At 69.1% G+C, this 24,369-nt stretch carries 23 protein-coding genes; 15 read left to right on the forward strand and 8 right to left on the reverse strand.

All coding sequences use genetic code 11. From position 1 onward, the window contains the following. Nucleotides 1-106 precede the first annotated feature (106 nt). A complete protein-coding gene (locus AC1KAT_RS12525; protein ID WP_480326332.1) occupies nucleotides 107-2,278 on the forward strand; it encodes a DUF1631 family protein in 2,172 nt (723 codons plus the stop codon). Further along, a complete protein-coding gene (locus AC1KAT_RS12530; protein WP_480326334.1) occupies nucleotides 2,275-4,563 on the forward strand; it encodes a patatin-like phospholipase family protein in 2,289 nt (762 codons plus the stop codon). Before AC1KAT_RS12525 ends, AC1KAT_RS12530 begins: the two co-directional genes overlap by 4 nt. Before the next feature lie 22 nt (nucleotides 4,564-4,585). Here the strand turns inward: AC1KAT_RS12530 and AC1KAT_RS12535 are convergent, their stop codons facing one another. Continuing rightward, entirely contained in the window at nucleotides 4,586-5,473 is an 888-nt protein-coding gene (locus AC1KAT_RS12535) for an alpha/beta fold hydrolase (RefSeq protein ID WP_480326336.1), read from the reverse strand. 100 nt (nucleotides 5,474-5,573) lie between these two features. After that, nucleotides 5,574-6,299: a ribosome biogenesis GTP-binding protein YihA/YsxC gene (gene yihA, locus AC1KAT_RS12540; RefSeq protein ID WP_480326338.1), complete on the reverse strand. Its 726-nt coding sequence runs from the start codon at nucleotides 6,297-6,299 to the stop codon at nucleotides 5,574-5,576. A gap of 62 nt (nucleotides 6,300-6,361) precedes the next feature. Between yihA and AC1KAT_RS12545 the strand changes: the two genes are divergently transcribed. From AC1KAT_RS12545 to AC1KAT_RS12560, 4 genes are all read left to right on the forward strand, one after another. Beyond that, complete coding sequence (locus tag AC1KAT_RS12545; protein ID WP_480326340.1) at nucleotides 6,362-6,988, forward strand: c-type cytochrome; 627 nt, start codon at nucleotides 6,362-6,364, stop codon at nucleotides 6,986-6,988. Between the two features lie 147 nt (nucleotides 6,989-7,135). Further along, nucleotides 7,136-7,501, forward strand: a complete 366-nt coding sequence (locus AC1KAT_RS12550) for a hypothetical protein (protein WP_480326344.1) — start codon at nucleotides 7,136-7,138, stop codon at nucleotides 7,499-7,501. Nucleotides 7,502-7,610: 109 nt separating this feature from the next. Further along, the gene (msrP, locus tag AC1KAT_RS12555; protein WP_480326346.1) at nucleotides 7,611-8,603 is read left to right on the forward strand and encodes a protein-methionine-sulfoxide reductase catalytic subunit MsrP; all 993 of its coding nucleotides are present in this window, start codon (nucleotides 7,611-7,613) and stop codon (nucleotides 8,601-8,603) included. Between the two features lies 1 nt (nucleotide 8,604). Further along, a complete protein-coding gene (locus AC1KAT_RS12560; protein WP_480326348.1) occupies nucleotides 8,605-9,231 on the forward strand; it encodes a protein-methionine-sulfoxide reductase heme-binding subunit MsrQ in 627 nt (208 codons plus the stop codon). A 9-nt stretch (nucleotides 9,232-9,240) separates the two neighbouring features. Here the strand turns inward: AC1KAT_RS12560 and AC1KAT_RS12565 are convergent, their stop codons facing one another. Continuing rightward, a complete protein-coding gene (locus AC1KAT_RS12565; protein WP_480326350.1) occupies nucleotides 9,241-10,320 on the reverse strand; it encodes a M14 family metallopeptidase in 1,080 nt (359 codons plus the stop codon). A 5-nt stretch (nucleotides 10,321-10,325) separates the two neighbouring features. Beyond that, nucleotides 10,326-11,528 carry a M20 aminoacylase family protein gene (locus AC1KAT_RS12570; protein ID WP_480326352.1) on the reverse strand — a complete coding sequence of 401 codons (1,203 nt, stop codon included), beginning with the start codon at nucleotides 11,526-11,528 and terminating at the stop codon, nucleotides 10,326-10,328. A 165-nt stretch (nucleotides 11,529-11,693) separates the two neighbouring features. Here AC1KAT_RS12570 and AC1KAT_RS12575 point away from each other — a divergent pair, with 165 nt between their 5' ends. The 3 genes from AC1KAT_RS12575 (at nucleotide 11,694) to AC1KAT_RS12585 (ending at nucleotide 13,481) form a co-directional block, all read left to right on the forward strand. After that, complete coding sequence (locus tag AC1KAT_RS12575) at nucleotides 11,694-12,761, forward strand: aminopeptidase (protein ID WP_480326354.1); 1,068 nt, start codon at nucleotides 11,694-11,696, stop codon at nucleotides 12,759-12,761. 41 nt (nucleotides 12,762-12,802) lie between these two features. Then, nucleotides 12,803-13,135 carry a polyhydroxyalkanoic acid system family protein gene (locus AC1KAT_RS12580; RefSeq protein ID WP_480326356.1) on the forward strand — a complete coding sequence of 111 codons (333 nt, stop codon included), beginning with the start codon at nucleotides 12,803-12,805 and terminating at the stop codon, nucleotides 13,133-13,135. 91 nt (nucleotides 13,136-13,226) lie between these two features. Beyond that, nucleotides 13,227-13,481 carry an acyl-CoA-binding protein gene (locus tag AC1KAT_RS12585; RefSeq protein WP_480326358.1) on the forward strand — a complete coding sequence of 85 codons (255 nt, stop codon included), beginning with the start codon at nucleotides 13,227-13,229 and terminating at the stop codon, nucleotides 13,479-13,481. Between the two features lie 45 nt (nucleotides 13,482-13,526). Here AC1KAT_RS12585 and AC1KAT_RS12590 read toward each other — a convergent pair whose 3' ends face one another. Both AC1KAT_RS12590 and AC1KAT_RS12595 read right to left on the reverse strand, forming a co-directional pair. Then, complete coding sequence (locus tag AC1KAT_RS12590) at nucleotides 13,527-13,799, reverse strand: hypothetical protein (RefSeq protein WP_480326360.1); 273 nt, start codon at nucleotides 13,797-13,799, stop codon at nucleotides 13,527-13,529. A 180-nt stretch (nucleotides 13,800-13,979) separates the two neighbouring features. After that, on the reverse strand, nucleotides 13,980-15,038 hold the full coding sequence (locus AC1KAT_RS12595) for an MBL fold metallo-hydrolase (RefSeq protein WP_480326362.1): 1,059 nt from the start codon (nucleotides 15,036-15,038) through the stop codon (nucleotides 13,980-13,982). Between the two features lie 97 nt (nucleotides 15,039-15,135). Between AC1KAT_RS12595 and AC1KAT_RS12600 the strand changes: the two genes are divergently transcribed. From AC1KAT_RS12600 to AC1KAT_RS12625, 6 genes are all read left to right on the forward strand, one after another. Then, nucleotides 15,136-16,314, forward strand: a complete 1,179-nt coding sequence (locus AC1KAT_RS12600) for an isovaleryl-CoA dehydrogenase (RefSeq protein WP_480326364.1) — start codon at nucleotides 15,136-15,138, stop codon at nucleotides 16,312-16,314. 196 nt (nucleotides 16,315-16,510) lie between these two features. Continuing rightward, complete coding sequence (gene aceK, locus AC1KAT_RS12605; RefSeq protein WP_480326557.1) at nucleotides 16,511-18,331, forward strand: bifunctional isocitrate dehydrogenase kinase/phosphatase; 1,821 nt, start codon at nucleotides 16,511-16,513, stop codon at nucleotides 18,329-18,331. Nucleotides 18,332-18,344: 13 nt separating this feature from the next. After that, on the forward strand, nucleotides 18,345-18,833 hold the full coding sequence (locus AC1KAT_RS12610; protein WP_480326366.1) for a hypothetical protein: 489 nt from the start codon (nucleotides 18,345-18,347) through the stop codon (nucleotides 18,831-18,833). Between the two features lie 75 nt (nucleotides 18,834-18,908). After that, entirely contained in the window at nucleotides 18,909-20,099 is a 1,191-nt protein-coding gene (locus AC1KAT_RS12615; protein ID WP_480326368.1) for an acetyl-CoA C-acyltransferase, read from the forward strand. Between the two features lie 49 nt (nucleotides 20,100-20,148). Further along, on the forward strand, nucleotides 20,149-20,616 hold the full coding sequence (locus tag AC1KAT_RS12620; protein ID WP_480326370.1) for a MaoC family dehydratase: 468 nt from the start codon (nucleotides 20,149-20,151) through the stop codon (nucleotides 20,614-20,616). A gap of 151 nt (nucleotides 20,617-20,767) precedes the next feature. Beyond that, entirely contained in the window at nucleotides 20,768-22,498 is a 1,731-nt protein-coding gene (locus AC1KAT_RS12625) for a hypothetical protein (protein ID WP_480326372.1), read from the forward strand. Between the two features lie 17 nt (nucleotides 22,499-22,515). Here AC1KAT_RS12625 and AC1KAT_RS12630 read toward each other — a convergent pair whose 3' ends face one another. Both AC1KAT_RS12630 and AC1KAT_RS12635 read right to left on the reverse strand, forming a co-directional pair. Next, nucleotides 22,516-23,496, reverse strand: a complete 981-nt coding sequence (locus AC1KAT_RS12630; RefSeq protein WP_480326374.1) for a quinone oxidoreductase family protein — start codon at nucleotides 23,494-23,496, stop codon at nucleotides 22,516-22,518. Then, the gene (locus AC1KAT_RS12635; RefSeq protein WP_480326376.1) at nucleotides 23,493-24,344 is read right to left on the reverse strand and encodes an SDR family NAD(P)-dependent oxidoreductase; all 852 of its coding nucleotides are present in this window, start codon (nucleotides 24,342-24,344) and stop codon (nucleotides 23,493-23,495) included. The genes AC1KAT_RS12630 and AC1KAT_RS12635 overlap by 4 nt, the downstream gene beginning before the upstream one ends. Between the last annotated feature and the right edge of the window lie 25 nt (nucleotides 24,345-24,369).

Genomic DNA, 24,369 nt, shown 5'->3' on the forward strand with positions numbered 1-24,369 from the left:
AATTATCGACATCAGGGTAAACACGGCCGGCGCCGCACCCAGGCCCACAAGGGGCACGACCCGCGTCACATAATGGCCCGCATCACCCCAACCGGACGCCCGCCGCATGCCGACGAGCCCCCAGTTTCAGCACTTTGTGGATGACGAGCTGGCCCGCGCCACCGACCTCATCACCCGCACCCTCGCCGGCACCGTTGACCAGCTGCGCCAGCCCCGCGACATCGCGCTGCTGAGCGCCAGCGAACGCCAACACCACTTCGACCTGCTTTCGGCGCTGCAACAGCACGCCGGCGTCTTCCAGCGCAGTTTCGTCGATGCGCTGCGCGAGCTGGTGAAAGCCGAAATGCAGGCCGGCGCGGCGTTGTCACCGGGCAGCACCCTCCCCTCGGGCCCAGGCGGCCTGCAGTTGATGGACGAGACCCGCGTCGAGGCCGACATCGAGATCTCGCGCGTCATCCAGGCGATCGAGAACGCCGCCGACTGGGAGCTGCGCGAGCTGCAGACCTTCACGTCCACGCTGCGCGGGCAAGAGCACGTCACCGCCGAATCGAACCCGCTGCGCCCGCAGGCCTACGCCCGCGCGCTGTGGCAGGCGGCCACCGCGGTGCCCGGCGTGCCACCGGTGCAGCAGGCCATCTTGCTGCGCGTGTCGGCCACGGTGCTCGCGGGCCTGCTGAAGCTGGCCTGGGCCGGCGCCAGCACCCGGCTCGAAGACCAGGGCGTGCAGCCCGGCATCTACCGCACGGTGGTCTACGCCGCCAACGCCGTTCGCCCCGCGCCCGACGTGGACGTGACGCGTCCCGGCGCGCTCGACGGCCTGCTCGACAGCATGCCGGCACCAGACCCGGGCGCCGGCGTGATCGTCTCGGGCGCCATCGCCTCGACCCCACCGCGAACGAGCCGCCGCGACCCGGCCCCGGCGCTTGAAGAGGCGCTGCGCCGCGTCGAGGCGCTGCTGCAGCACCTGCCCCCCGCCTCGGCCACCCACCCGGCGCTGACCCCGACGCCGCGCCTGGCCGAGCACCGCGCCGCACTGCTGGCCACGGCCGGCGCGCAGGTGGACCGCCAGATCATCGAGCTGCTGTCGCGCCTATTCGAGACCATCCTCGCCGACCCGATGCTGCTGCCCGGCTTTCGCGCGGTGATCGCGCGGCTGCAGGTGTCGGCGTTGCGCATCGCGCTGCGCGACACGGTGATGCTCAAGTCGCACGAGCACCCGGTGTGGCTGCTGATGGAACGCATCGCCTCGGCCAGCGCCGGCAGTCCGGCCGACGACCCGCGGCTGGTGAACCTGCTGCACTTCTGCGAAGCGCTGGTGGACGACATGCAGCGCGAGCCGCAGCAAGACAGCGCGCTGTACCAGCGCAGCCTGCTGCGGCTGGATGAATTTCTCGCCGCCAGCCTGCGCCGCGCGCAACGCGAGGCCCAAGACGCCATCGACGCGCTGCGCGAGGCCGAGCAGATCGACCAGATGCAGCAGCAGATCTCGGCGCGGCTGGTCGAGCAGATGGTGCCGGTGCGCGCCAGCGCGCCGGTGCGCCGTTTCGTCACCGGGCCCTGGGCACGCGTGATCGCGCAGGCGATGCTGAAGTTCGGCGACAAGTCCGAGACCGCGCTCGGCTACATGAAGGCGGTGGACGAACTGCTGTGGAGCCTGCAACTGCCCGACCACCCGCAGAGCCGGCAGCGGCTGATCGGCATCCTGCCTGGGCTGCTGCAGCGGCTGCGCGAAGGCATGGCGCTGATCGAGTTGCCCGAGGGCGAACGCCAGCAGGTCTTCGACGAGCTGATGGCCGTGCACACCGAGGCGCTGCGCCCCGGCTCGCGCACCGGCGCGGTCACGCCCGAGGCGGCGCTGTCGCCGCAAGACCTGGTGCAGCGCATGCGCGAAGAAGTGATCGCCGCGCCGAATGAAGGCTCGTCGTTCAGCGATTCGTTGATCGACCTGTCGTCGATGGAAACCGTGCCCGCCGAGTGGATGCCCGCCACCGCGCAAAGCCCCGGCGACGACCCGCAGGAGTGGGTCGCCGGCATGGCCCCGGGCCAGCGCTACCGCCTCTTTCTGCATGGCCGCTGGACGCAGGCGATGCTGCTGTGGCGCAGCGACCGGGGGCGCTTCTTCCTGTTCAGCAGCGAGGTGCCGGGCCACACGCATTCGATCACCGCGCGCGCACTCGAACGCCTGCGCGCCGCCAAGCTCGCCCACACCGCCGACCAGCCGCTGCTGATCCAGCGGGCGGTGGACGGCATGTTGCGCGGCCTGTCGAACCCGGCATGAGGCTGCAGGTGCGCGGGCTCGTCCACACCGCGTGGCGCGGCCTGTTGGCGCTGGGCCTCGTTGCCCAGGTCGGCCTCGCCATGGCGCAGGCCTCGCCCACCGCGACGAGCCCACGCGTCGAGGGCGCCCGCCCGCGCGTCGGCCTGGTGCTGTCGGGCGGTGGGGCGCGCGGCCTGGCACACGTGGGCGTGCTGAAGGTGCTCGAACGCGAGCGCATCCCGGTGGACGCCATCGCCGGCACGTCGATGGGCTCGATCATCGGCGGGCTCTACGCGAGCGGGATGCGCGCGCAAGAGATGGAGACCGAGCTGCTGCAGGTGAACTGGAACGCAGTGTTCGCCAACCGCGTCGATCGCCAGCAGCTCGCGCAGCGCCGCAAGGAAGAAGACTTCGAGATTTCGCCGCTGCTCGAAATCGGCCTGCGCGACGGTGAATTCCGCCTGCCGCTGGGCGCCGTGTCGGGGCGCGGCCTCGAATCGCTGCTGCGGCGCTACACGCTGCCGGTGCGGCGCATCAGCGACTTCGACCGGCTGCCGATCCCGTTTCGCGCGGTGGCGACCGACATGGAAAGCGGCCAGCCGGTGGTGCTGCGCTCAGGCGACCTGGCGCTCGCGCTGCGTTCGAGCATGAGCGTGCCGGGCGTGTTCGCGCCGACCGAGCTTGACGGACGCATCCTCGGCGATGGCGGGTTGGTCAACAACACACCCATCGACGTGGCGCGTGCGATGGGTGTCGATGTGGTCATCGTCGTCAACGTGGGCACCCCGCTCGCCGGCCGCGACGCGCTGGGCTCGGTGGCCGGCGTGACCGGGCAGATGATCAACATCCTCACCGAGCAGAACGTGCAGCGCAGCCTGGCCACGTTGAGCGCACGCGACGTGCTGGTGCTGCCACAGCTCGACGGCCTGAGTTCGGGCGACTTCCAGCGCACGCCCGAGTTGATCGCACGCGGCGAACAGGCCGCCCAGGCCGTGGCCGACCGCTGGCCGGCGCTGGCGCTCGACGAAGCGGGCTACGCCGCGTGGCAGCGCCGCCATGCGCGCCAGCCGGTGACGCCCACGTGGCTGCGCCGCGTGCGTTTCGAAGGCCGCACGCTGACCAACCCGAAACGCCTGGTCTCGCAGCTCGAATCGACCGCCGGCCAACCCTTCGACGCGCAACGCGCCGAACGCGACGCGCGCCGCCTGGCCGCGACCGACGACTACCTGCGCGCTGACTATGTGCTGGTCGCCACCGCCGATGGCGACGAGCTGGTCTTCGACCTCGAAGACAAGCCCTGGGGGCCGAACTACATCCGCGTCGGGCTGGAGATGCGCACCGACTTCAGCGGCGACAGCGCCTTCAACATCAAGCTCAGCCACAACCGCCACTGGCTCGACGAACACGGCACCGAGTGGCGCAACCAGTTGCAGATCGGCGAATCGCCACGCCTCTTCAGCGAGATCTACCGCCCGCTCAACTGGACGCTCGGGCTGTGGAACGACTGGTTCGTGGCCGGCCATGCCGAAGTCGATCGACACGACTTCTCGGTCTACAACAACGCCACCGGCGCCCCTCGCGGGCGCTTCACGCGCACGAGCGGCCGCGTCGGCCTGGACCTGGGCGAGCGCTGGGGCGAGTACGGCGCGCTGCGCATCGGCCTGTCGCACCTCGCGTACCACAACGAACCCGAGCTGCTGGGCACCGACTACAGCGGCCCGCGCGCACCCTTCACCACGCGCGAAAGCGGCCTGCGGGTGCGCGGCGTGGTCGATCAACTCGACTTCGCCAACTTTCCGCAACGCGGCTACCGGGCCGAGGTCGAGTTGATGCACGGCCTGCGCCGCGACACGCTCAACGTCGGCGAGCGCGAGCGGTTCACGCGCTTCGAGCTGCAGGGCACGGGCGTGATGAGCCGCCGCGTGCACACGCTGAACTTCCACACGCGGCTGCTGCACGCCGACCAGCGATCACCCAACGGGCTGGGGCGCTACGCGCTGGGCGGCTTCATGCACCTGTCGGGCTACGAGCCGGGGCAGGTCGAAGGCAACTACCTGGTGTTCGGCCGCGCGGCCTACTACCAGCGGCTGGGCTACGTGCCGCCGCTCACGCGCGGGCTCTTCGCCGGGGCCTCGTTCGAGGCGGGCAACGCCTGGCGAGACCGCGGCGACGTGAAGCTGAACGACCTGCGCCTGGGCAGCAGCCTCTTCGTGGGCGCCGACACCGGCATCGGGCCGATGCACCTGGCGATCACGCATGCACCCAAGGGCTCGACCGGGGTCTACCTGGTCATCGGCCGGCCCTGAGAACGGCGCGGCGGCAGCCCCGTCACCGGGCCAGCGCCGCTTCGATCTCGCGAGCCACAAGACCGGGCTGTTCGTGCACGATCCAGTGCGAACCACCCGGCACGCGCGTCACACGGAGCTGCGGCACGTAGGCGTCGAGCCCGTCGAGCAGGCAGGGCAGCAGCGCGTGGTCGGCCTCGGCCCACACGACGTGCGTGGGCACCTTCACCTGCAGCGCCTCGACGGGGTAGTGCAGGTCCATCACGCTCTTGTCGTCGGCCGTGGGCGGACGCAGCGGCGACGCGCGGTAGTAGTTGAGCATGCCCTCCAGTCCCTGCCGCCAGACGGCGCGGTACTGGTCTTTCACCGCCTCGGTCAGCCAGCCGGCCGTGTTGCCGAAGCCGGCCAGCCGGCCCCACAGGTAGGCAAAGTCATCGGCGCTGAGGGTCGCCGCCGCCTCGGGTGCCCGCAGCGCGTTGATGTAGGCACTGGCCGCCTGCTGAGCCGGGTCGCTTTGCAGCGCCTTGAGAAAGGGCCCCGGGTGCGGTGCGTTGACGATCACCAAGCGCTTCAAGGCCTGCGGTCGCGCGATGGCCAGGCCCCAGGCCAAGGCGCCGCCCCAGTCGTGCGCGACCAGCGCTTCGAGCGGGCCGCTGGACTGCTGTGCGATCAACGCCAGCAGGTCGCCGATGACGAGCTTGGCGCGGTAGGCCTCGACGCCTTCAGGCTTGGACGACTCTTCATAGCCACGCAGGTTGGGCGCGATGCAGCGATAGCGAGTGCCGAAATGCGCGAGCAGTTCGTCCCACACGAAGGCGGCCTCGGGAAAGCCGTGCACGAACATCAGCACCGGCGCGTCTTTCGGGCCGCTGGCGCGGCAATGCAGGCGAATGCTGCCGGGCAGTTCGGCGAAGAAGGTCTCAATGTTCATGTCAGCCCCTCGTCCAATGAATACATCGGCCGATCCCCCGAGGGGATGCGGGCCGGCTTGGGAGCGGCCCGGCGCTCGGCCCGCCTCGCCACGTGGCGTCTCATGCCAGACGCTCGGGGTGGCACCAGGCGTGCAGCACCTCGGCCGCATCGCCCACGCCGCTCTTCTTGAGCGCCGAGAAGAGCGCCACGCTCACGTCGGCCTCGTCGGTGGTCATCTCGCCGAGCACGGCCTGGGCCGAAGCCAGCGCGTCGTTGGCCTCGCGGCGGTTGAGCTTGTCCGACTTGGTCAGCAGCACCAGCAGCTTGACCGCGCCCGAGCCGACACGCGGCGCGACAAATTCAAGCAGCTGGCGGTCGAGGTCGGTGAAGCCCAGCCGCGGATCGACCATCAGCACCACGCCGGCGAGGCTGCGGCGCAGCTCCAGGTAGTCGGCCATCACCTTCTGCCAGCGCAGCTTGGCGCCGCGCGCCACCGCCGCGTAGCCGTAGCCGGGCAGGTCGGCAAACAGCGCGTCGGCCGCGAGCTTGGGGCCCAGCTCGAACAGGTTGATGTGCTGCGTGCGGCCGGGTGTCTTCGATGCGAATGCCAGGCGCTTTTGCTGCGTGAGCGTGTTGATGGCCGTGGACTTGCCGGCATTCGAGCGGCCGACGAAGGCGATCTCGGGCAGGTCGGTCGGAGGCAGTTGGTGCAGCTCGCTCGCGGTGGTGAGAAAGCGGGCCGTGTGGGCCCAGCCGAGGGCGATTTTTTGCGGGTCGAGGGGGCTGGCGACGGGGGTCGCGGCGGCTTCGCTGACCGGCGGGCGGGACTTGTTGGGTTCGGTCATGCGCGGCACCTGAAACAGGCATTGTAAAATCGCCGGGTTTTGCACCCGGAAAATCCACGCCCATGAAGTCTCTTGCCCCTTTGCTGTCGAGTCTGATGCTGGCTGCCGCGCTGGCCCCGGCCCACGCCGCGGATCCCCAAGCCGTCGCCAAGCCCGATCTGGCCAAGGGCCAAGCGATCGCGACCAGCGTGTGCGCTGCCTGCCACACCACCGATGGGTCGCGCGGCGCGCCGGCCAACCCGATCATCCAGGGCCAGCACCCTGAGTACATCGTCAAGCAGCTGGGCGAGTTCAAGTCCGGCAAGCGCGCCAGCGCCGTGATGAAGGCTTTCGCCACCGCGCTGAGCGAAGCCGACATGCGCAACGTGGCCGCCTTCTACGGCACCAAGGACGCCAAGCCCGGCTTCGCCAAGAACAAGGCCACCGTGGCCCTGGGCGAGAAGATCTACCGTGGCGGCATTGCCGACCGCAGCATCCCGGCCTGTTCGGGCTGCCACAGCCCGTCGGGCGCCGGCATTCCCGCCCAGTACCCGCGCCTGCGCGGCCAGCACGGCGATTACACCGAAGCGCAGCTGCTCGCCTTCCGCGCCGGCAAGCGCGACAACAGCCCGCAAATGACGGCCATCACCGCGAAGATGAACGACGCCGAGATCAAGGCGGTGGCCGATTACATCGCCGGCATGCGCTGATCGCGAGCGCTGCGCAACCCCAAAAGGCCGGTCACTGACCGGCCTTTTTTGCGCCCGTGCCACGCCGGCGTGGTGTCAGAACTTACATGGCACAAGGCCAAAAGCCAGGGCTATAGTGCGGCCAAGTTCACTCGGGGACCCGTTCGCATGCCCTACATCCGGCGTGGCCCAGACGGCCAGATCGAAAGCCTGCACCGCCACGGTGACCCGGGCATGGAGTTCCTGCCCGACGGCAGCCCCGAGTTGATGGGCTTCCTCGGCCACACCGTCACCACCAGCCCCGCCGAGTTCAGCCGGCTCGATGCCGACTTCGTGCGGGTGATCGAAGACGTGATCGACACGCTGATCGTCAAGAACGTCCTCAACATCACCGACCTGCCCGGCGAGGCCCAGGCCAAGCTCTTCGCACGCAAGAGCTTCCGCGAGCGGGTGTCGCGCAACTCGCTGCGGTTGTTCTCCGAGTCGGCCTTCGGCTCGCTGATCGACGACACGAACTTCGGCGACCTGCGCTGAGCGTGCGCCGGGCCCGAGCCGGCCCGCGGCGAGGAACCGCCGCCCACGCCGGTGCTCCAACCGGTCTTCCCAGGTTTGGCGCGGCCTTCGCGCGCCCGGAGTTCCGTCCATGCACTTCCTGAAAGACCGTGGCTTCGTCCACCCCGTCGCCAGCGAAATCACGCCGCGCAGCGTCTACGAACAACGGCGCGAATTGCTCAAGCACCTGGCGCTGGGCGCCGCGGGCGCGACGATGGCCAGCTGGGCGGCCCGCGACGCACTCGCCCAAGCCGCCCGGCCGGGCAAGCTCGCCGCCCTGCCCGGCACCCGCAGCACGGTGGCCGGCGCGGTCACGATGGAAAAGCTCACCGCCTACGACGACGTCACCAGCTACAACAACTTCTACGAGTTCGGCACCGACAAAGCCGACCCCGGGCGCGCACCCAAGACACTGAAGACGCGGCCCTGGACAGTCGCCGTCGAAGGCGAGGTGAAGAAGCCCAAGGTCTACGACATCGATGAGCTGCTCAAGCTCGCGCCGATGGAAGAGCGCATTTACCGGCTGCGCTGCGTCGAGGGCTGGTCGATGGTGGTGCCGTGGCAGGGCTACTCGCTGGCCGAGTTGATCAAGCGCGTCGAACCCAACGGCAATGCGAAGTACGTCGAGTTCGTGACGCTGGCCGACAAGCGGCAGATGCCAGGGCTGAACTCGGGGGTGCTCGACTGGCCGTACCTCGAAGGCCTGCGCCTGGACGAAGCCCTGCACCCGCTGACGCTCTTGAGCTTCGGCCTGTATGGCGAGGTGCTGCCGCAGCAGAACGGCGCGCCGGTGCGACTGGTCACGCCGTGGAAGTACGGCTTCAAGAGCGGCAAGTCGATCGTGAAGATCCGCTTCACGGCGCAGCAGCCCAAGACCTCGTGGAATCTCTCGGCCCCGCAGGAATACGGCTTCTTCTCGAACGTGAACCCGAAGGTCGATCACCCGCGCTGGAGCCAGGCCACCGAGCGCCGCATCGGCGAAGATGGACTCTTCTCGCGCAAGCGGCCGACGGCGATGTTCAACGGCTACGAAGCGCAGGTCGGCTCGCTCTACGCCGGCATGGACCTGAAGAAGTTCTACTGAGGTGAGCGCCACCACGGCTACCCTGCCGCGCGCGCGTTCGCCCTGGCTGCACCCGGCCGCCAAGGGCTTGTTGTTCGCTGCGGCGCTGCTGCCCTTCGCGTGGCTTGTTTACGGCGCGGTGGCCAACACGCTGGGGGCGAACCCGGCCGAGGCGCTGATCCGATCGACCGGCGACTGGACGCTGCGCTTCCTGTGCGCCACGCTCGCCATCACGCCGCTGCGCCAGTGGACGAACACGCCGGCCCTGGCGCGCTTTCGCCGCATGCTGGGCCTGTTCACCTTCTTCTATGCGCTGCTGCACTTTCTTTGCTACGCATGGCTCGACCAGGGCTTCGTGTTCGACGACATCGTGCGCGACATCGCCAAGCGGCCCTTCATCCTGGTCGGCACCAGCGCCTTGCTGCTGATGACGCCGCTCGCGCTGACCTCGTTCAACCGCGCGATCAAGGCGCTGGGCGCGAAGCGCTGGCAGGGGCTGCACCGGGCGGTCTACGCCATTGCGCTGCTGGCGCTGCTGCACTTCTTCTGGATGCGCGCCGGCAAGAACGACTTCGGCGAGGTGGCGGTGTATGCCGCGATCGTCGCGGTGCTGCTGGGCTGGCGGCTGTGGAAGCTGCGGAAAGCCTGAGGCCCGCCTTCAGCGCGCCAAGCCCGCCACCGCCTGCCGCGCCGCGTCGAGCGCCTGCTCGACGACCTGCCGCTTCCACAGCTCGGTGTCGGTGAAGAAGGCGTCACGCATCTGCTGCTTGATCGCACTCGCCAGGTCGGCCGGCGCTTCGGGGTGGTTTTCGAGCCACTGCTCGGCACGCAGGGCGTCGATCATCGCCAGCACCGGCACGGTGCCGTATTCGAGTGAGATGCCGGTGTACTCGGCCTGCGGGCATTCTTCGTAGGCCACGTTCCACATCTCGCCGGTCAAGAGTGCCGAGGTCGAGCTGCCGTCTTCGGTGGACGTGACCTCGCCCCACCACGCCTTCGCGCGGGCGCGCGTCGCGGCATCGTCGCGCGCCGCGAGGATGCGTTCGCCCACGCCGCTCGGGCCGAGGCCGGTGTGCAGGTCGATCCAGCCGATGCGCGCGGCGTGTTGCGCTTCGTCGCGCAGCACCTGGCGCACGCGCACCTGGCTCCAGGTCGGGTTGACGCCGCCATAGAACAGGCCCTCGGCGTGCGTGTACTGCCCGCACGAAACGGCGGCCTGCAAGGCCGGCAGGCCGCGTTCGGCGATGTAGCGCTCGATGGCCTGCACGTTCTCGGGCGACGGCGGCCACTCGCGCGGCAGCAGCAGGGGCAGCAGTTCGTCATAGCCGGGGTTCACGGGCAGCGGCTGGTGGAAATCGACGAAGTTGCGGTTGAGATCGACGTTCTCGTGCGTGACGCGCCGCCACCACGAGAAGCCATAGGGGTTGAGCGCATGCAGGTACAGCACGGCCACGCCGGCCGCGTGGGCCTGGCGCTGGAAGGCGCGGTCGCCCAGCAGCGCCACCTGCGCGCCCGAGCCGCCGAAGCCTTCGATGCCATGGCAGCCGCTGCTGACGATCAAGAGCGAGGCCGCGTCGCGCGGGCCGTCGCGCACCACGTCGAGCGCCAGCTCTTCGCCGTCGCGTCCGCGCATCGGGTGCACATGCGCGTGCACGTCGAGCCCCGCCGCATCGGCCGCCACCGCGAACTTCGCGCGGGCCTGCGCGTAGGTGTCGCTGAAGCAGGCGGTCGCGTCCATGGCCGTCAGCGCGGTGGCGTGGCGAGCCAGCGCTCGGCCAGCCGCACCCACAGCGTCGCGCCGAGCGGGATCAACTCGTCGTTGAAGTCGTAGCTCGGGTTGTGCAGCATGCACGGGCCCAGGCCGTGCCCACCGACACGGTGCGTGCCGTCGCCGTTGCCGATCAAGAAGTAGCAGCCCGGTTTTTCGAGCAAAAAGTAGCTGAAGTCTTCGGCGCCCATCGTGGGCTCGAACTCGAGCACGTTGTCCGCGCCGACGACTTCGGCCATCACGCCGCGTGCGAACTCGGTCTCGGCCGGGTGGTTGATGGTCGGCGGGTAGTTGCGCACGAACTCGAACTCGCACGTGGCGCCGAAGGCCGCGCAGGTGTGCTCGGCGACGTCTTGCATGCGGCGCTCGATGAGGTCGAGCACGTCGAGCGTGAAGGTGCGCACGGTGCCTTCGATCACGCAGACGTCGGGCACGACGTTGGTGGCCTCGCCGGTGTGGATCATCGTCACCGAGATCACTCCCGCGTCGATGGGCCGCTTGTTGCGCGTGATGATGGTCTGGAAGGCCTGCACCATCTGGCAGGCCACCGGCACCGGGTCGATGCCGTCGTGCGGCATCGCCGCGTGGGAGCCCTTGCCGCGAATGCTGATTTTGAACTCGTTGCTCGACGCGAAGCACGGGCCCGTCTTCAACGCAAACTGCCCGGCCTGCATGCCGGGCCAGTTGTGCGCGCCGAAGATGGCCTCCATCGGAAAGCGCTCGAACAGGCCCTCGCGGATCATCTCGCGCGCCCCGCCGCCCCCCTCTTCGGCCGGCTGGAAGATCAGGTACACGGTGCCCGCGAAATCGCGGTGCTTCGACAAGTGCTTGGCGGCGGCCAGCAGCATCGCGGTGTGGCCGTCGTGGCCGCAAGCGTGCATCTTGCCGGGGTGGCGGCTGGCGTGGGCGAAGGTGTTGTGCTCGGTGATGGGCAGCGCGTCCATGTCGGCGCGCAGGCCGACGGCGCGGGCGCTCTCGCCGGCCGTACCCTGGACGATGCCGACCACGCCCGTCGTGCCCAGCCCACGGTGGATCGGGATGCCCCAGTCGGTGAGCGCCTTCGCCACCACGTCGGCAGTGCGGCGTTCTTCGAAACACAACTCGGGGTGCGCGTGAAGGTCGCGTCGGATCGCCGTGACGGCCGCACTGTCGGCCAGGATGGATTCGATCAGTTGCATGCGCGGGGGCCGGGCGGCGCATCGCCCGGCGACGTGAAAAAGTGCGGCTCAGTTTACCCCTGCGCCCATGACCATTCGGGCCTCGGGCGAGCGCCCGCACGGGCTCGCCGCTACCATGCGCGGCCACATGAACCCCGTCGCATCGTGAAGAAGCGCTGGCTGCTGATGAGCCTTGCAAGCACCCTGGGCGTTGCCGCGCTCGCCCTCACCACGGCCTGCCTCACCTCGGGCTGCGCAAGCGTCGGCTACTACGCGCAGTCGGTCGGCGGCCACCTGGATTTGCTCAACCGTGCGCGGCCAGTCGAGCAGGTGCTTGCCGACGCCGAGACCCCCGAGGCCCTGCGCGAACGCCTGCGCCTGACCCAGCGCCTGCGCGACTACGCGGTGAGCGAACTGAAGCTGCCCGACAACGCCAGCTACCGCCGCTATGCCGACCTGCAACGGCCGGCCGCCGTCTTCAACGTGGTGGCCGCGCCCGAGCTGAGCCTGTCGCTCAAGACCTGGTGCTTCCCGGTGGTCGGCTGCGTCAGCTACCGCGGCTACTTCGAGCGCGCACCGGCCGACCGTCTGGCCGACGACCTGCGCGCGCAAGGCCTCGAAGCCGCGGTGTACGGTGTGCCCGCATATTCGACGCTCGGCAAGCTGCCTGGCACCTACTTTGCCGACCCGCTGCTCAACACCTTCATCGGCTACCCCGAGGGCGAACTGGCGCGGCTGATCTTCCATGAGCTGGCGCACCAGGTCGCCTACGCGCCCGGTGACACGATGTTCAACGAATCGTTCGCCACCGCCGTCGAACGCATCGGCGGGCAACGCTGGCTGGACCGGCACGCCAGCCCCGAGGCCCGCGACGAGTACGCGCGCCACGATCTGCGGCGTCAGCAGTTTCGTGCGCTGACGATGCGCACCCGCGAGGCGATGGACGCCCTGTTCAAGAGCGCCCTGCCCGACGACGCCAAGCGCGCGCGCAAGGCCGAGTTGATGGCCGCGATGCGCGCCGAATACGAGCAGCTCAAGGCCACGCAGTGGAACGGCTTCAAGGGCTACGACCTCTGGATGGCGCGCGCCAACAACGCCTCGCTCGGTGTGCTGGCGGCCTACAACGAACTCGTGCCCCAATTCGAGCGCCTGTACGAGCGCGAGGGCCGTGACTTCGTGCGCTTCTACGCCGAGGTGCGCCGGCTCGCCGCGTTGCCGCGCGAAGAGCGTCGGGCGACACTCGCGCAACCCTGAGAGATCCCGCTTCCCTTCATTCGACGCCGACACCCTCATCCATGGCCGACATCCACATCCGCCGCGAGCACCAGCTCGGGCTTGCCACCGCCCGCGAAGTCGCGGCCGAATGGGCCCGCGAGGCCGAATCCAAGTTCGGCATGGGTGCCACCCATGTGGCCGGCGAATTCAGCGACACCATCGAGTTCAAGCGCAGCGGGGCCGACGGGGCGCTGGTCGTCGCAGGTGACCACTTCGAGCTGAACCTGACGCTGGGCTTCCTGATGCGCGCGTTCGCCCCGGCCATCCAGGCGCAGATCGAAAAAAACCTCGACGCGCTGCTGGCCAGCCGCTCAGGGGCGTCGGCCGCGGGCGACACGCCCGGCCTGGCGTGAATTCGGCGCCGGTACGTTTTAGTACCATGCGCACTTTCGTCGGCCCAACCGGGGTCGATGCCCTGGCCGTCACCCAACGAAAGAGTCCGCCATGTCCGACCTGAACGCCCGCTTCGAGCAAGCCCGTGCCGATTCCAAGAACCTGCCGGAAAAGCCCGACAACATGACGCTGCTGAAGCTGTACGCGCTGTACAAGCAAGGCAGCGAAGGCGACGCGACCGGCGAGCGCCCGGGTTTCAGCAACTTCATCGAGCGCGCCAAATGGGACGCCTGGAACGAGCTGCAAGGCAGCTCGAAAGAGGCCGCCATGCAGGGCTACATCGACCTCATCGAATCGCTGAAGTGAGCCGCAGACGGGGCAGCGACCCCGTCGCGCCATCGCCGCCCGCCGTCACTTGTCCTTGGCGGGCGTGACCTCGACCTTCGGCACTTCGATCGTGCGCTCTTCGGTCTTGACGGTCGGCACGTCGATCTTCTTCTCGGTGGTGGTGACGTTCACGTCGGGCGGCGTGACCTCGTACTTCGGCACCGTCACGTTGCCTTCCTTGGTCTGCTCGAACTTGGGCAGCGTGACATCGCCCTCTTGCGTCTTGTTGACGTCGCAGCCGGTCAGGCCGAGGGCGCCCAGGGCAAGGGCCGAGACGATCAGTGCGGACTTGTTCATGCGTGCTCTCCTGGCAAATCGTGGGTAGGAGGCCGGGGTGGCATGACGCCGCAAGACCCGACCTGGCTGTGAACGATTATTCGAAGGCGCAGCGGCCGCCCGTGTCAGACGACGCCGCCACCCGGCGTCGGCCAGCAGGGCCCGTGAAAGCCCGCCGATGCCCGGCGCGCAGGGCAAAACTCAGGTCGGTGAGAACCGGTAGACGCCGTCCCGCCCCAACTCGCGTTTCAGCGCGCCAGCCAGCCACAGCGTGTGCAGGTGGGCGATCGATTCGCCCATCGCGAAGGTGGTCTGGTGCAGGTCGAGCTTGCGCTTGAACAGCACCATCAGCAGGTCGGCCGCCGTTTGCGGCTCGCGCCGGCACGCGGTCATCACGTCGGCCAGGCGCTCGTCGTGGTGGGCCTTCAGCTGCGCCAGGCGCGCGTGCATGCCGGTGAAGGGCTTGCCGTGCGAAGGCAGCACGAGGGTCGATTCGGGCAGCGGCGCATAACGCTCCAGCGACGCGAGGTACAGCGCGAGCGGGTTGGCCTCGGGCTCCATGTCGATCACGCTGACGTTGGTCGAGATGCGCGGCAGCAGCATGTCGCCCGAGATCAGCACGCCCAGGCGCTCGCTGTACAGCGACATGTGCTCGGGCGCGTGGCCGTAGCCGACCATGCAACGCCAGTCGTGCCCGCCGATGCGCACGAGCTTCTGGTCGAACAGGCGCCGGTAGGTGCTGGGCACCTCGGGCACCATCGACGCGTAGTAGCGCGTGCGGCCGCGGATCTTGTCGAGCGATTCGGGGTCGGTGAGGCCGTGGCTGGCCATGAAGGCCGCCGCCGAATCGCCGCCGACACCGGTGGTGCTGTGGCCGCTGGCCAGGCGTGCGCCGTGGTAGTCGGTCGCGCTGATCCACAGCCGGCACCCCCAGCGCTCGGTGAGCCACGCGGCCAGGCCGATGTGGTCGGGGTGCATGTGGGTGACGATCACGCGCAGCACCGGCAGGCCGCCGAGTTCGTGCGCGAAGACCTCTTCCCAGGCGGCGCGCGTGGCGTCGTTGGTGATGCCGCAATCGACGATGGTCCAGCCCTCGACGCCGTCTTGCTGGTCGCGCAGCAGCCACAGGTTGATGTGGTCGAGCGCGAAGGGCAGCCCCATGCGCACCCAACGCACGCCGGGTGCCACCTCGATCGTGCGGCCAGGCTCGGGCAAGGTGTCGCCGAGGGGGTAGGTGAGTTCGTGTTCGAGTGCGTTCATGCTTGAATGACGGTACAACGGCCCGCGAAGCGATGATGTCGCCGAAGTGTCCCGCGGTGCCGGCCGCGCCGCGACATTCGCCACAGGAGACCCTGCCATGAACCTGCCCGGACTCGACTTCCAGCTCGGCCCCGACATCGACGCGCTGCGCGACGCGGTGCGTGCCTTCGCGCAGGCCGAGATCGCGCCGCGCGCCGCGCAGATCGACCGCGACGATCGCTTCCCGAGAGAGCTGTGGCCCCAGCTCGGCGCGCTCGGCGTACTGGGCATCACGGTGGGCGACGAGTACGGCGGCGCTGGCCTGGGCTACCTGGCCCACATGGTGGCGATGGAAGAGATCAGCCGTGCCAGCGCCAGCATTGGCCTGAGCTACGGCGCGCACAGCAACCTGTGCGTGAACCAGATCAAGCGCAACGGCACCGAGGTGCAACGCCGCAAGTACCTGCCCAAGCTCATCAGCGGCGAACACGTCGGCGCGCTGGCGATGAGCGAGCCCGGCGCCGGCAGCGACGTCATCAGCATGAAGCTGCGCGCCGAAGAGCGCGGCGGCGTCTACGTGCTGAACGGCACCAAGTTCTGGATCACCAACGGGCCCGACGCCGACGTGCTGGTGGTCTACGCCAAGACCGAGCCCGAACTGAACGCCGGCGGGGTGACCGCCTTCCTCGTCGAGAAGGGCATGCGGGGCTTCAGCGTCGCGCAAAAACTCGACAAGCTGGGCATGCGCGGCAGCTCGACCGGCGAGCTGGTGTTCGACAACGTCGAGGTGCCGGCCGAGAACGTGCTCGGCGCGGTGAACGGCGGCGCCAAGGTGCTGATGAGCGGGCTTGACTACGAGCGGGCGGTGCTGGCCGCCGGGCCGATCGGCATCATGCAGGCGGTGATGGACAACGTGGTGCCCTACGTGCACGAGCGCAAGCAGTTCGGGCAGAGCATCGGCGAGTTCCAGCTCATTCAGGGCAAGCTGGCCGACATGTACACCGTGCTGCAAGCGGCACGCGCCTTTTGCTACACGGTGGGCAAGAACCTCGACGCGCTGGGCCCCGCGCACGTGCGCCAGGTGCGCAAAGACTGCGCGAGTGTCATCTTGTGGTGCGCCGAGAAGGCCACGTGGATGGCCGGCGAAGGCATCCAGGTGTTCGGCGGCAACGGCTACATCAACGACTACCCGCTCGGGCGCCTGTGGCGCGACGCCAAGCTCTACGAGATCGGCGCCGGCACCAGCGAAATTCGCCGGATGTTGATCGGGCGCGAACTCTTCGCCGAGACGATGTGACGGGCCCGGGGACAATTCCTGCTTTGGGGGCGGCACGGTGGCCTGGCACGCTTCTGTCTACCGCCAAGACGCCGAGAACGCAAAGAACGCCAAGGAAATGCACGTCTTTCTTTGCGCCCTCGGCGTCCTGGCGGTGAAACCCGGCCCCACCACTCCACAGCATCTCTGACGCTCAAGAAAGACCCCGATGAAACGCATGGCCGTCTTCCCCCAGGCCCTGACCGACCTGCGCGCCTTCGACATCGCGCAGGCCATGCTCGATGGCTTTGACCGGCACTACCAGCTGTTCCGCCAGACCAGCACCGACGCGAAGAAGCGCTTCGAAGAGGCCGACTGGCACGGCCAGCAGCATGCTCAGCGCGACCGCATCGAGTTCTATGACATCCGCGTCGATGAATGCGCCGAGCGGCTGCAAAGCGAGTTCAAGGTCAGCGAGCTGAGCATGGAGGTCTGGCAGCAGGTGAAGCTGCACTACATCGGCCTGCTGACCAACCACCACCAGCCCGAGCTGGCCGAGACCTTCTTCAACTCGGTGACGACCAAGATCCTGCACCGGGCCTACTTCAAGAACGACTTCATCTTCGTGCGGCCCGCGATCTCGACCGAGTACATCGAGAACGACGAACCCGCCGCCACGCCGACCTACCGCGCCTACTACCCGGCGAAGAACGCGCTGCGCGAAACCTTCCTGCGGGTGGTCAACAACTTCCAGCTGCAGCTCGAATTCGAAGACCTCAAGCGCGACGTGGACCACGTGGTCGAGGCCGTCACGCACCAGCTGGGCGACTTCCGCCCGCGGGCGAACTTCCAGTTCCAGGTGCTGTCGTCGCTGTTCTTCCGCAACAAGGGCGCCTACATCGTCGGCAAGATCATCAACGGCTTCAAAGAGATTCCGTTCGCGCTGCCGATCCTGCATGCGCCGAGCGGCCTGCTGGTGATCGACACGGTGCTCTTCGGCGAAGCCGACCTGCAGATGCTGTTCAGCTTCGCGCGGGCCTACTTCCTGGTGAACATGGAGATCCCGTCGGCCTACGTGCAGTTCTTGCGCTCGATGATGCCGCGCAAGCCGCGCACCGAGCTGTACAACACACTGGGCCTGCAAAAGCACGGCAAGAACCTGTTCTACCGCGACTTCCTCGCGCACCTGCGGCACAGCGGCGACCAGTTCCGCATCGCGCCCGGCATCAAGGGCATGGTGATGCTGGTGTTCGACCTGCCCTCGTTCCCCTACGTGTTCAAGGTCATCAAGGACTTCTACCCGCCCGCCAAAGAGACCACGCGCGAGCTGATCAAGAGCAAGTACCTGCTGGTCAAGCAGCACGACCGCGTGGGCCGCATGGCCGACACGCTCGAATTCTCGAACGTGGCCTTCCCGCGCAAGCGCTTCGAAGACGAGCTGATCGCCGAGCTGAAGCACTTCTGCCCGAGCGTGCTCGAAGAAGACGGCAACGACGTGATCATTCGCCACGTCTACATCGAGCGGCGCATGATCCCGCTCAACATCTACCTGCAAGAGGCCACGCCCAAGCAGATCGAGCACGCGGTCATCGAGTACGGCAACGCGATCAAGGACCTGGTCGCCGCGAACATCTTCCCCGGCGACATGCTGTGGAAGAACTTCGGCGTCACGCGCGACGGCAAGGTCGTGTTCTACGACTACGACGAGATCGAGTACCTCACCGACTGCAATTTCCGCAAGGTGCCCACGCCGCGCAACGAAGAAGAAGAGATGTCGGGCGAGGTCTGGTACCACGTGGGGCCGCACGATGTCTTTCCCGAGACCTTCGGGCCCTTCCTCTTGGGCAACGACGCGGTGCGCGAGGTCTTCATGAAGCACCATGGCGACCTGCTCGACCCGGCCTTCTGGCAAGGGCACAAGGACCGCATCCTCGCGGGGCACGTGCACGACGTGTTCCCGTACGAGGCGGGCCGTCGCTTCAAGAACATCCGCCGGGCCCGCGAGGCCGCCGCGAAGCTGGCCGCCACGCAGCAGGCGCAGACCACGCCCGCCAAGTGAACAGGAGCCGACCATGATGGAATGGCTCGAAGCCGCCAGCTATGCCGTCACGGTGATCGGCCTGCCGTTCGCCATCGGCGTCTTTCTGCTCGAACAGCGGCGCGAACGCGAGAACGAAGAAGAAGAGGCCTACCAGCTGCTCTCGGACGCGTACAACGACTTCCTCAAGATCGTGCTGTCCAACGCCGACCTGCAACTGCGCAGCACGCAAGCCCTGCGCGACCCCACGCCCGAGCAGAACGAGCGCATGCTGGTGATCTTCGACATGCTGATCTCGCTGTTCGAACGCGCCTACCTCGTCGCCTACAAGGAAGACATGGCCCCCACCGAGCAGCGCCGCTGGAACTCGTGGGACGACTACATGCGCGAGTGGTGCCGCCGCGACGACTTCTACAACGCCCTGCCGCTGCTGCTGCGCGGCGAAGACCCGGCCTTCCAGGCCTACATCGCTGCGCTGGCGAAAGAGGAGCGTGCCGGCATCCTGCCGGCACGGCACGTCTGAGAGGCTGAGAGTTTTTCGTTCATGCCCGAAATACTCTCAGCCTCTGACCCGGCCCTCGACCTCGGAGTACCGACCATGTCCGAACCCATCGTCATCGTGTCTGCCGCCCGCACGCCCATCGGCGGTTTGCTGGGCGACCTGTCGTCGCTCTCGGCCCACCAGTTGGGCGCCATCGCCATTCGTGCGGCGGTCGAGCGGGCAGGTGTGGCCGGTGAGGCCATCGACGAGGTCTTGATGGGCAACTGCCTGATGGCCGGCCAGGGCCAGGCGCCGGCCCGGCAGGCGGCGCTGGGCGCCGGGCTGCCGCAGACGGCGGGCGCCGTGACGCTGTCGAAGATGTGCGGCTCGGGCATGCGCGCGCTGATGTTCGCGCACGACATGCTCAAGGCCGAGAGCGCCGAGGTGATGGTCGCCGGCGGCATGGAAAGCATGACCAACGCGCCGCACCTGACCTTTGCGCGCAAGGGCCAGCGCTACGGCTCGGCGATGCTCTACGACCACATGGCCATCGACGGGCTCGAAGACGCCTACACACGCACGGCCGCGGGCGGCCAGGCCATGGGGGTGTTCGCCGAACAGTGCGTGGCCAAGTACGGTTTCAGCCGCGACGCGCAAGACGCCTTCGCCATCGCCTCGACCGAACGCAGCCGGCGCGCCAACGAAGACGGCAGCTTCGACTGGGAGATGGCCCCGGTCACGCTGGCCGGCAAGGGCGGCGACACCGTCATCGCCCGCGACGAGCAGCCCTTCAAGGCCAAGCTCGACAAGATCCCGGGCCTGAAGCCCGCGTTCAAGAAAGACGGCACCATCACCGCCGCCAACGCGTCGAGCATTTCAGACGGTGCCGCCGCGCTGGTGCTGATGCGCGAGGGCACGGCCGCGCGCCTGGGCCTGGCGCCGGTGGCACGCATCGTCGGCCATGCGGTGTTTGCGCAGGCGCCCGAGTGGTTCACGACCGCGCCGGTCGGGGCCATCCACAAGCTGCTGGCCAAAACCGGCTGGTCGGCCGGTGACGTAGACCTGTGGGAGGTGAACGAGGCCTTCGCCGCCGTCACGATGGCGGCGATGCACGAATTCAAGCTGCCGCACGAGGTCGTCAACGTGAACGGGGGGGCCTGTGCCTTAGGTCATCCGATCGGCGCGAGCGGTGCGCGTATCGTTGCGACCCTGCTCGGTGCCTTGCGCCGGGACAACAAAAAGAGGGGCGTGGCCGCCTTGTGCATCGGCGGCGGTGAGGCGACGGCGATGGCGATCGAGCGTTTGTGATCGCCCGCCGCTTCGGCCGCACACGCGCCCGGGGCCGGAGGGAATGACCATGGACATGAAGGTGAACGCGTCGAACGACCGGCTGGTGGCGGTCGGCGAGACGATCCGCAGGACGCTGCGCTACTCGCGCGACGACATCGCGCAATTTGCGCGCCTCACACACGACGAGAACCCGTTGCACCGCGACGTAGACGCGGCGCGCCACGCCGGCTTCGACGACATCATCGCGGCCGGGCAGCACACCTCGGCCATCATGTCGGGCCTGGTCGCCACGCACTTCTCGCGCAGCGACGACGGCATCCGGCGCGAGATGCTGTGCCTGAACTTCAACTTCGCCTACAAGCACCCGGTCTTCGCCGACCACGACCTCGAAATCGTGTGGCGCGTCAACGCCGTGCAGCACAACGGCAAGCTCGGCGGCCTGCTCGCGCACCTCGACGGCACAGCGACCATGCTGCCCGCCAAGCCCTCGGTGATCGCGCGCGGCACGATCCTGGTCAAGGCGGTGGACGACTGAGCCACCGGGTGTTGCCCCCCACGCCCTCGGCGTGACGCAGGCAACGGAACGCGCTCGTACCCGCGCCGCGCGGCCATCAAGCCCTTCGGCCCGGCGTCGAAAACCCTGAGCGGGCCACGTGGGTCGTGGCCCCGTCAACCAGGGAGATGCCATGTCCACGTGCGTTCGTCCGTTGTGCCCGCCCCACCCCCTGCCGCGCCGCCCCTTGGCCGCCGCGGTGATCGCCAGCCTCGCGCTGGTCGCGTGCGGGGGCGGGGGCAGCGATGCGCCCGCCGACTCGGCCAGCACCGACGCGGGCATGAGCTTCCCGGCCGGGCTGTCGGTGGGTTCACCCAGCGACCTCAGCAGCGCCACTACCGTGGCCGCGCTCGAGCCCGCCTCGGGCCTGCACCACACGGCCGACTGGGCCCGCGCGACCTGGGCCGCCCTGCAGGCCGGCGACTCGCACATGCTTGCCAAGCTCGCCACCGGCCTGGTGCCCGCCCCGCGCGCGCTGGCCGCACCGGCCGTCGAGCCCGACCTCAAGGCCAGCGCCGCCACCATCGAACGCGTGCTCGCGGCCGACGCGGGCGTGCCGCTGGCCAGCCTGCTCAACTTCGGCACGGTCTTCGGCATCGGCGGCAATGCGCCCTGCTACGGCCCCAACGTCGCCTACAGCAGCCACCAGGACGCGAGCGGCCCCGAGCCCACCGCCGGCACGCTGCCGGGCGGTGACGTCGGCCTGTGGCTGGCCACCGAAGCCAGCGGCCAGCCCTGCGTGGCCGCGCAACTGAACGCGCGCGTGGCCGGCGTCAAGGGCCGTGCCCGCCAAGGGCTGCTGCTGATGGCGGTGATGCGCGCCACGGTGGCACGCAGCAGCACGCTCAGCATGCCGGCCGCCGGCGCGCAGACCGACATCCAAACCGCCCTGCAGACCGCCCTGGCCACGCCCTTCCCCGGCGTGACGGTCGTCGCCGCCACGGTCGCCCTCAACGGCGGCGGCACGCAGTACACCTACCGCCTCGTGCTCAGCCACGGCAGCGGCAGCAGCGCCCGCACCGGCGAGGTGGTGCTGCGGCACACGCCCGGGTCGAGCCGCACCAGCTACACCGGCGTGATGCAGGTTGCCGGCTTCGAGCTGAGCAACGACGCAGCCTTCGGTTGCACCGACCACCTGAGCGGCGGCCTCTACCAGGTGGCGCGCGTGAGCACCATCAAGTACAGCCGCGCGGGCAGCGCGATGCAATTCAGCAGCCGCGACGGCCAGTACTGCGGCCACGCGGCGAGCCCGTCGTCCACGCACTACGCAGCCGACGTGGCGAGCTTCGAGGCCGACGGCGAACTCGACCCCACAGCCAAGATCACCGGCAACACGCGCGGCGGCACGCTCGGCTGGCGCGGCAACTTCACGCGCTTCGCGGGCGAGTTCGACCGCGAGACGGTGGCAGGCAACTTTCTCTCGGCCTGGCAGGCCGGCACTGGCGACAGCCACGCGCGGGCGCTGGCCGTGCGCGCGACCTACAACAGCGCGAGCGAGGTGCGCACGCTCAGCGGCTACTTCGCCTTCACCGGCGAGATCTCGGCCAGCAACGGCGATCTGCTCGGCATGATCTGCAACTGGGCCGGCCCGGGCAACAGCCACACGCCGGGGCTGCGCTTCCAGTCGCAGGCCGCCACTCTGGCCGCGAGCGCCACCCAGTTCACGCTGGGCACGAGCCTCATCACCTACGCACCGACGACGAGCTGCACCTCGACCACCACCGCGTTCGACGTGAACGCCGACAACACGCTCGCCAGCGGCGAAGGCGTGGGCACGGCGGTCGGGCTGGACGTGCCCGGTGGCAGCAACACCGTGCAGCAAGAGGTCGAAGCGCGCGGCTACGCGAAGCCCGCGATGTTCTGACCGGCCGTGGGCGTGGCTCAGGCCGGCGCGCCCACCCGCAGCACCACCTTGCCGAAATGCGCGTTCGCGCGCAGGTGCTGCAGCGCCTGCGCGAAGTCGTCGAGCGCGAACACGCGGTCGATGGGCAGCGTGAGTTCACCGCGCGACAGGGGTTCGCGCAGGTCGGCCAGCAGCCGCGTGTTGAGGTCGCGCACCTCTTGCACCGAGCGCGTGCGAAAGGTGACGCCCACGTAGTGGATGCGCCGCAGCGCGTGCAGGTCGAAGTCGAACTCGCCGCGCATGCCGGCCAGCCGCCCGACGTTGACGACGCGCCCGCCGAGGGCCGTGGCGCGCAGGTTGTCGTTGACCAGCGGGCCGGCCAGCTGGTCGATCAGCACGTTGACGCCGGCGCCCCCGGTGACCGCGAGCACCTGCTCGACCCACTGCGGGTCGCGGCTGTCGAGCGCCAGGTCGCAGCCGAACTCATGCAGCCGCGCGCGGCGCTCGGGGGTGGTCGAACTGCCAATCACGCGCGCCGCGCCGAGCCGCCGCGCGAGCTGCAGGCCCATCAGGCCGACCCCGGTCGAGGCGCCCTGGATCAGCACCGCATCGCCCAGCTTGAGCGCGCCGTTGGTGACCAGCGCGTCGTGCATGGTCTGCAGGGCCACCGGCAGGCCCGCCGCCTGTTCGTAGCTGAGCGAAGCGGGCATCGGCAGCACGCGGCCGCCATCGCACACCGCCTCTTCGGCGAAACCGCCACGGCCCGAGCACATCACGCGGTCGCCGACACGCCAGGCGCGCACCTCGGCGCCAACCTCGGTCACGTCGCCGGCCCATTCGAGCCCGAGCACACCGCCACGCCCACCCGCACCGCCGTGCACGTGGCCTGCGGCCATGGCCAGGTCCACCCGGTTGAGCGCACTGGCGCGCACCCGCACGCGAACCTCGGCCGGGCCCAGCCGGGGCGCTTCGAGGGTGGCGAGGGCGGGCCCCGCCTCACCCAGCACGACGGCCTTCATGCCGCCTGCCGCGCAACGCCGACCGACAGGCCGCCGTCCATCAGCAGCGCGTGGCCGTTGACGTAGCTCGACTCGTGCGAGATCAGGAACAGCGTCGCGTAGGCCACCTCCCAGCCGGTGCCCTGGCGGCCCCAGGGCACCGCCGCCGCGCGGCCGGGCCGGCGTTGTGAGGCCAGCCGGCCGAGGGGCGTGTCGATCAGGCCCGGCAGCACCGCGTTGCAGCGCACGCCCTGCGGCTCGCCGGCCACCGCGAGGCTGCGCGCCAGCGCGACCTGCGCTGCCTTCGAAGCCTCGTAGGCCGGGTTGCGCGCGTTGGCGCGCAGGGCCGCGAGCGACGACACCAGCACGATGGACCCGCCGTTCAGCATCAGCGGCATCGCCGCCTGGCTGGCGAGCATGTGGCTGCGCAGGTTGACGGCGAACTCGAAGTCCCAGGCCTCGGCGCTTTGTTTGGCGAGCGGCAGGCCCTTCGAGATGCCGACGTTGAGCACCAGGCCGTCGAGCCCGCCCAGGCGCTCGGCACAGCGCTGGATCATCGGCGCCACCGCCTCCGCGTCGCTCACGTCGGCCACCTCGGCCAGCGCATCGAAGCCTTCGGTGGCGATCAGGTCGCAGGTCTCTTCGACGCTGGCGCTCGACATGTCCACGCAGGCCACCCGCGCACCCTCGCGTGCGCACAGCATCGCGATGGCGCGGCCGTTGCCGACGGGCGCGTCTTCATCGTCGATGGGGCGTTGCCCCGCACCGACCACGACGATGCGGCGGCCGGTGAGGCGGTGGTGGCGCGGCGCGATGCCCAGGGTTTCGGGGTGGATCTGCCGCGTGGGGTCGAGGTCGTTCGGGTTCATCGCAAAGGTCCGGGTCGGGGGGGCC

It is taken from the genome of Piscinibacter sp. PDB5-1 (assembly GCF_056676035.1).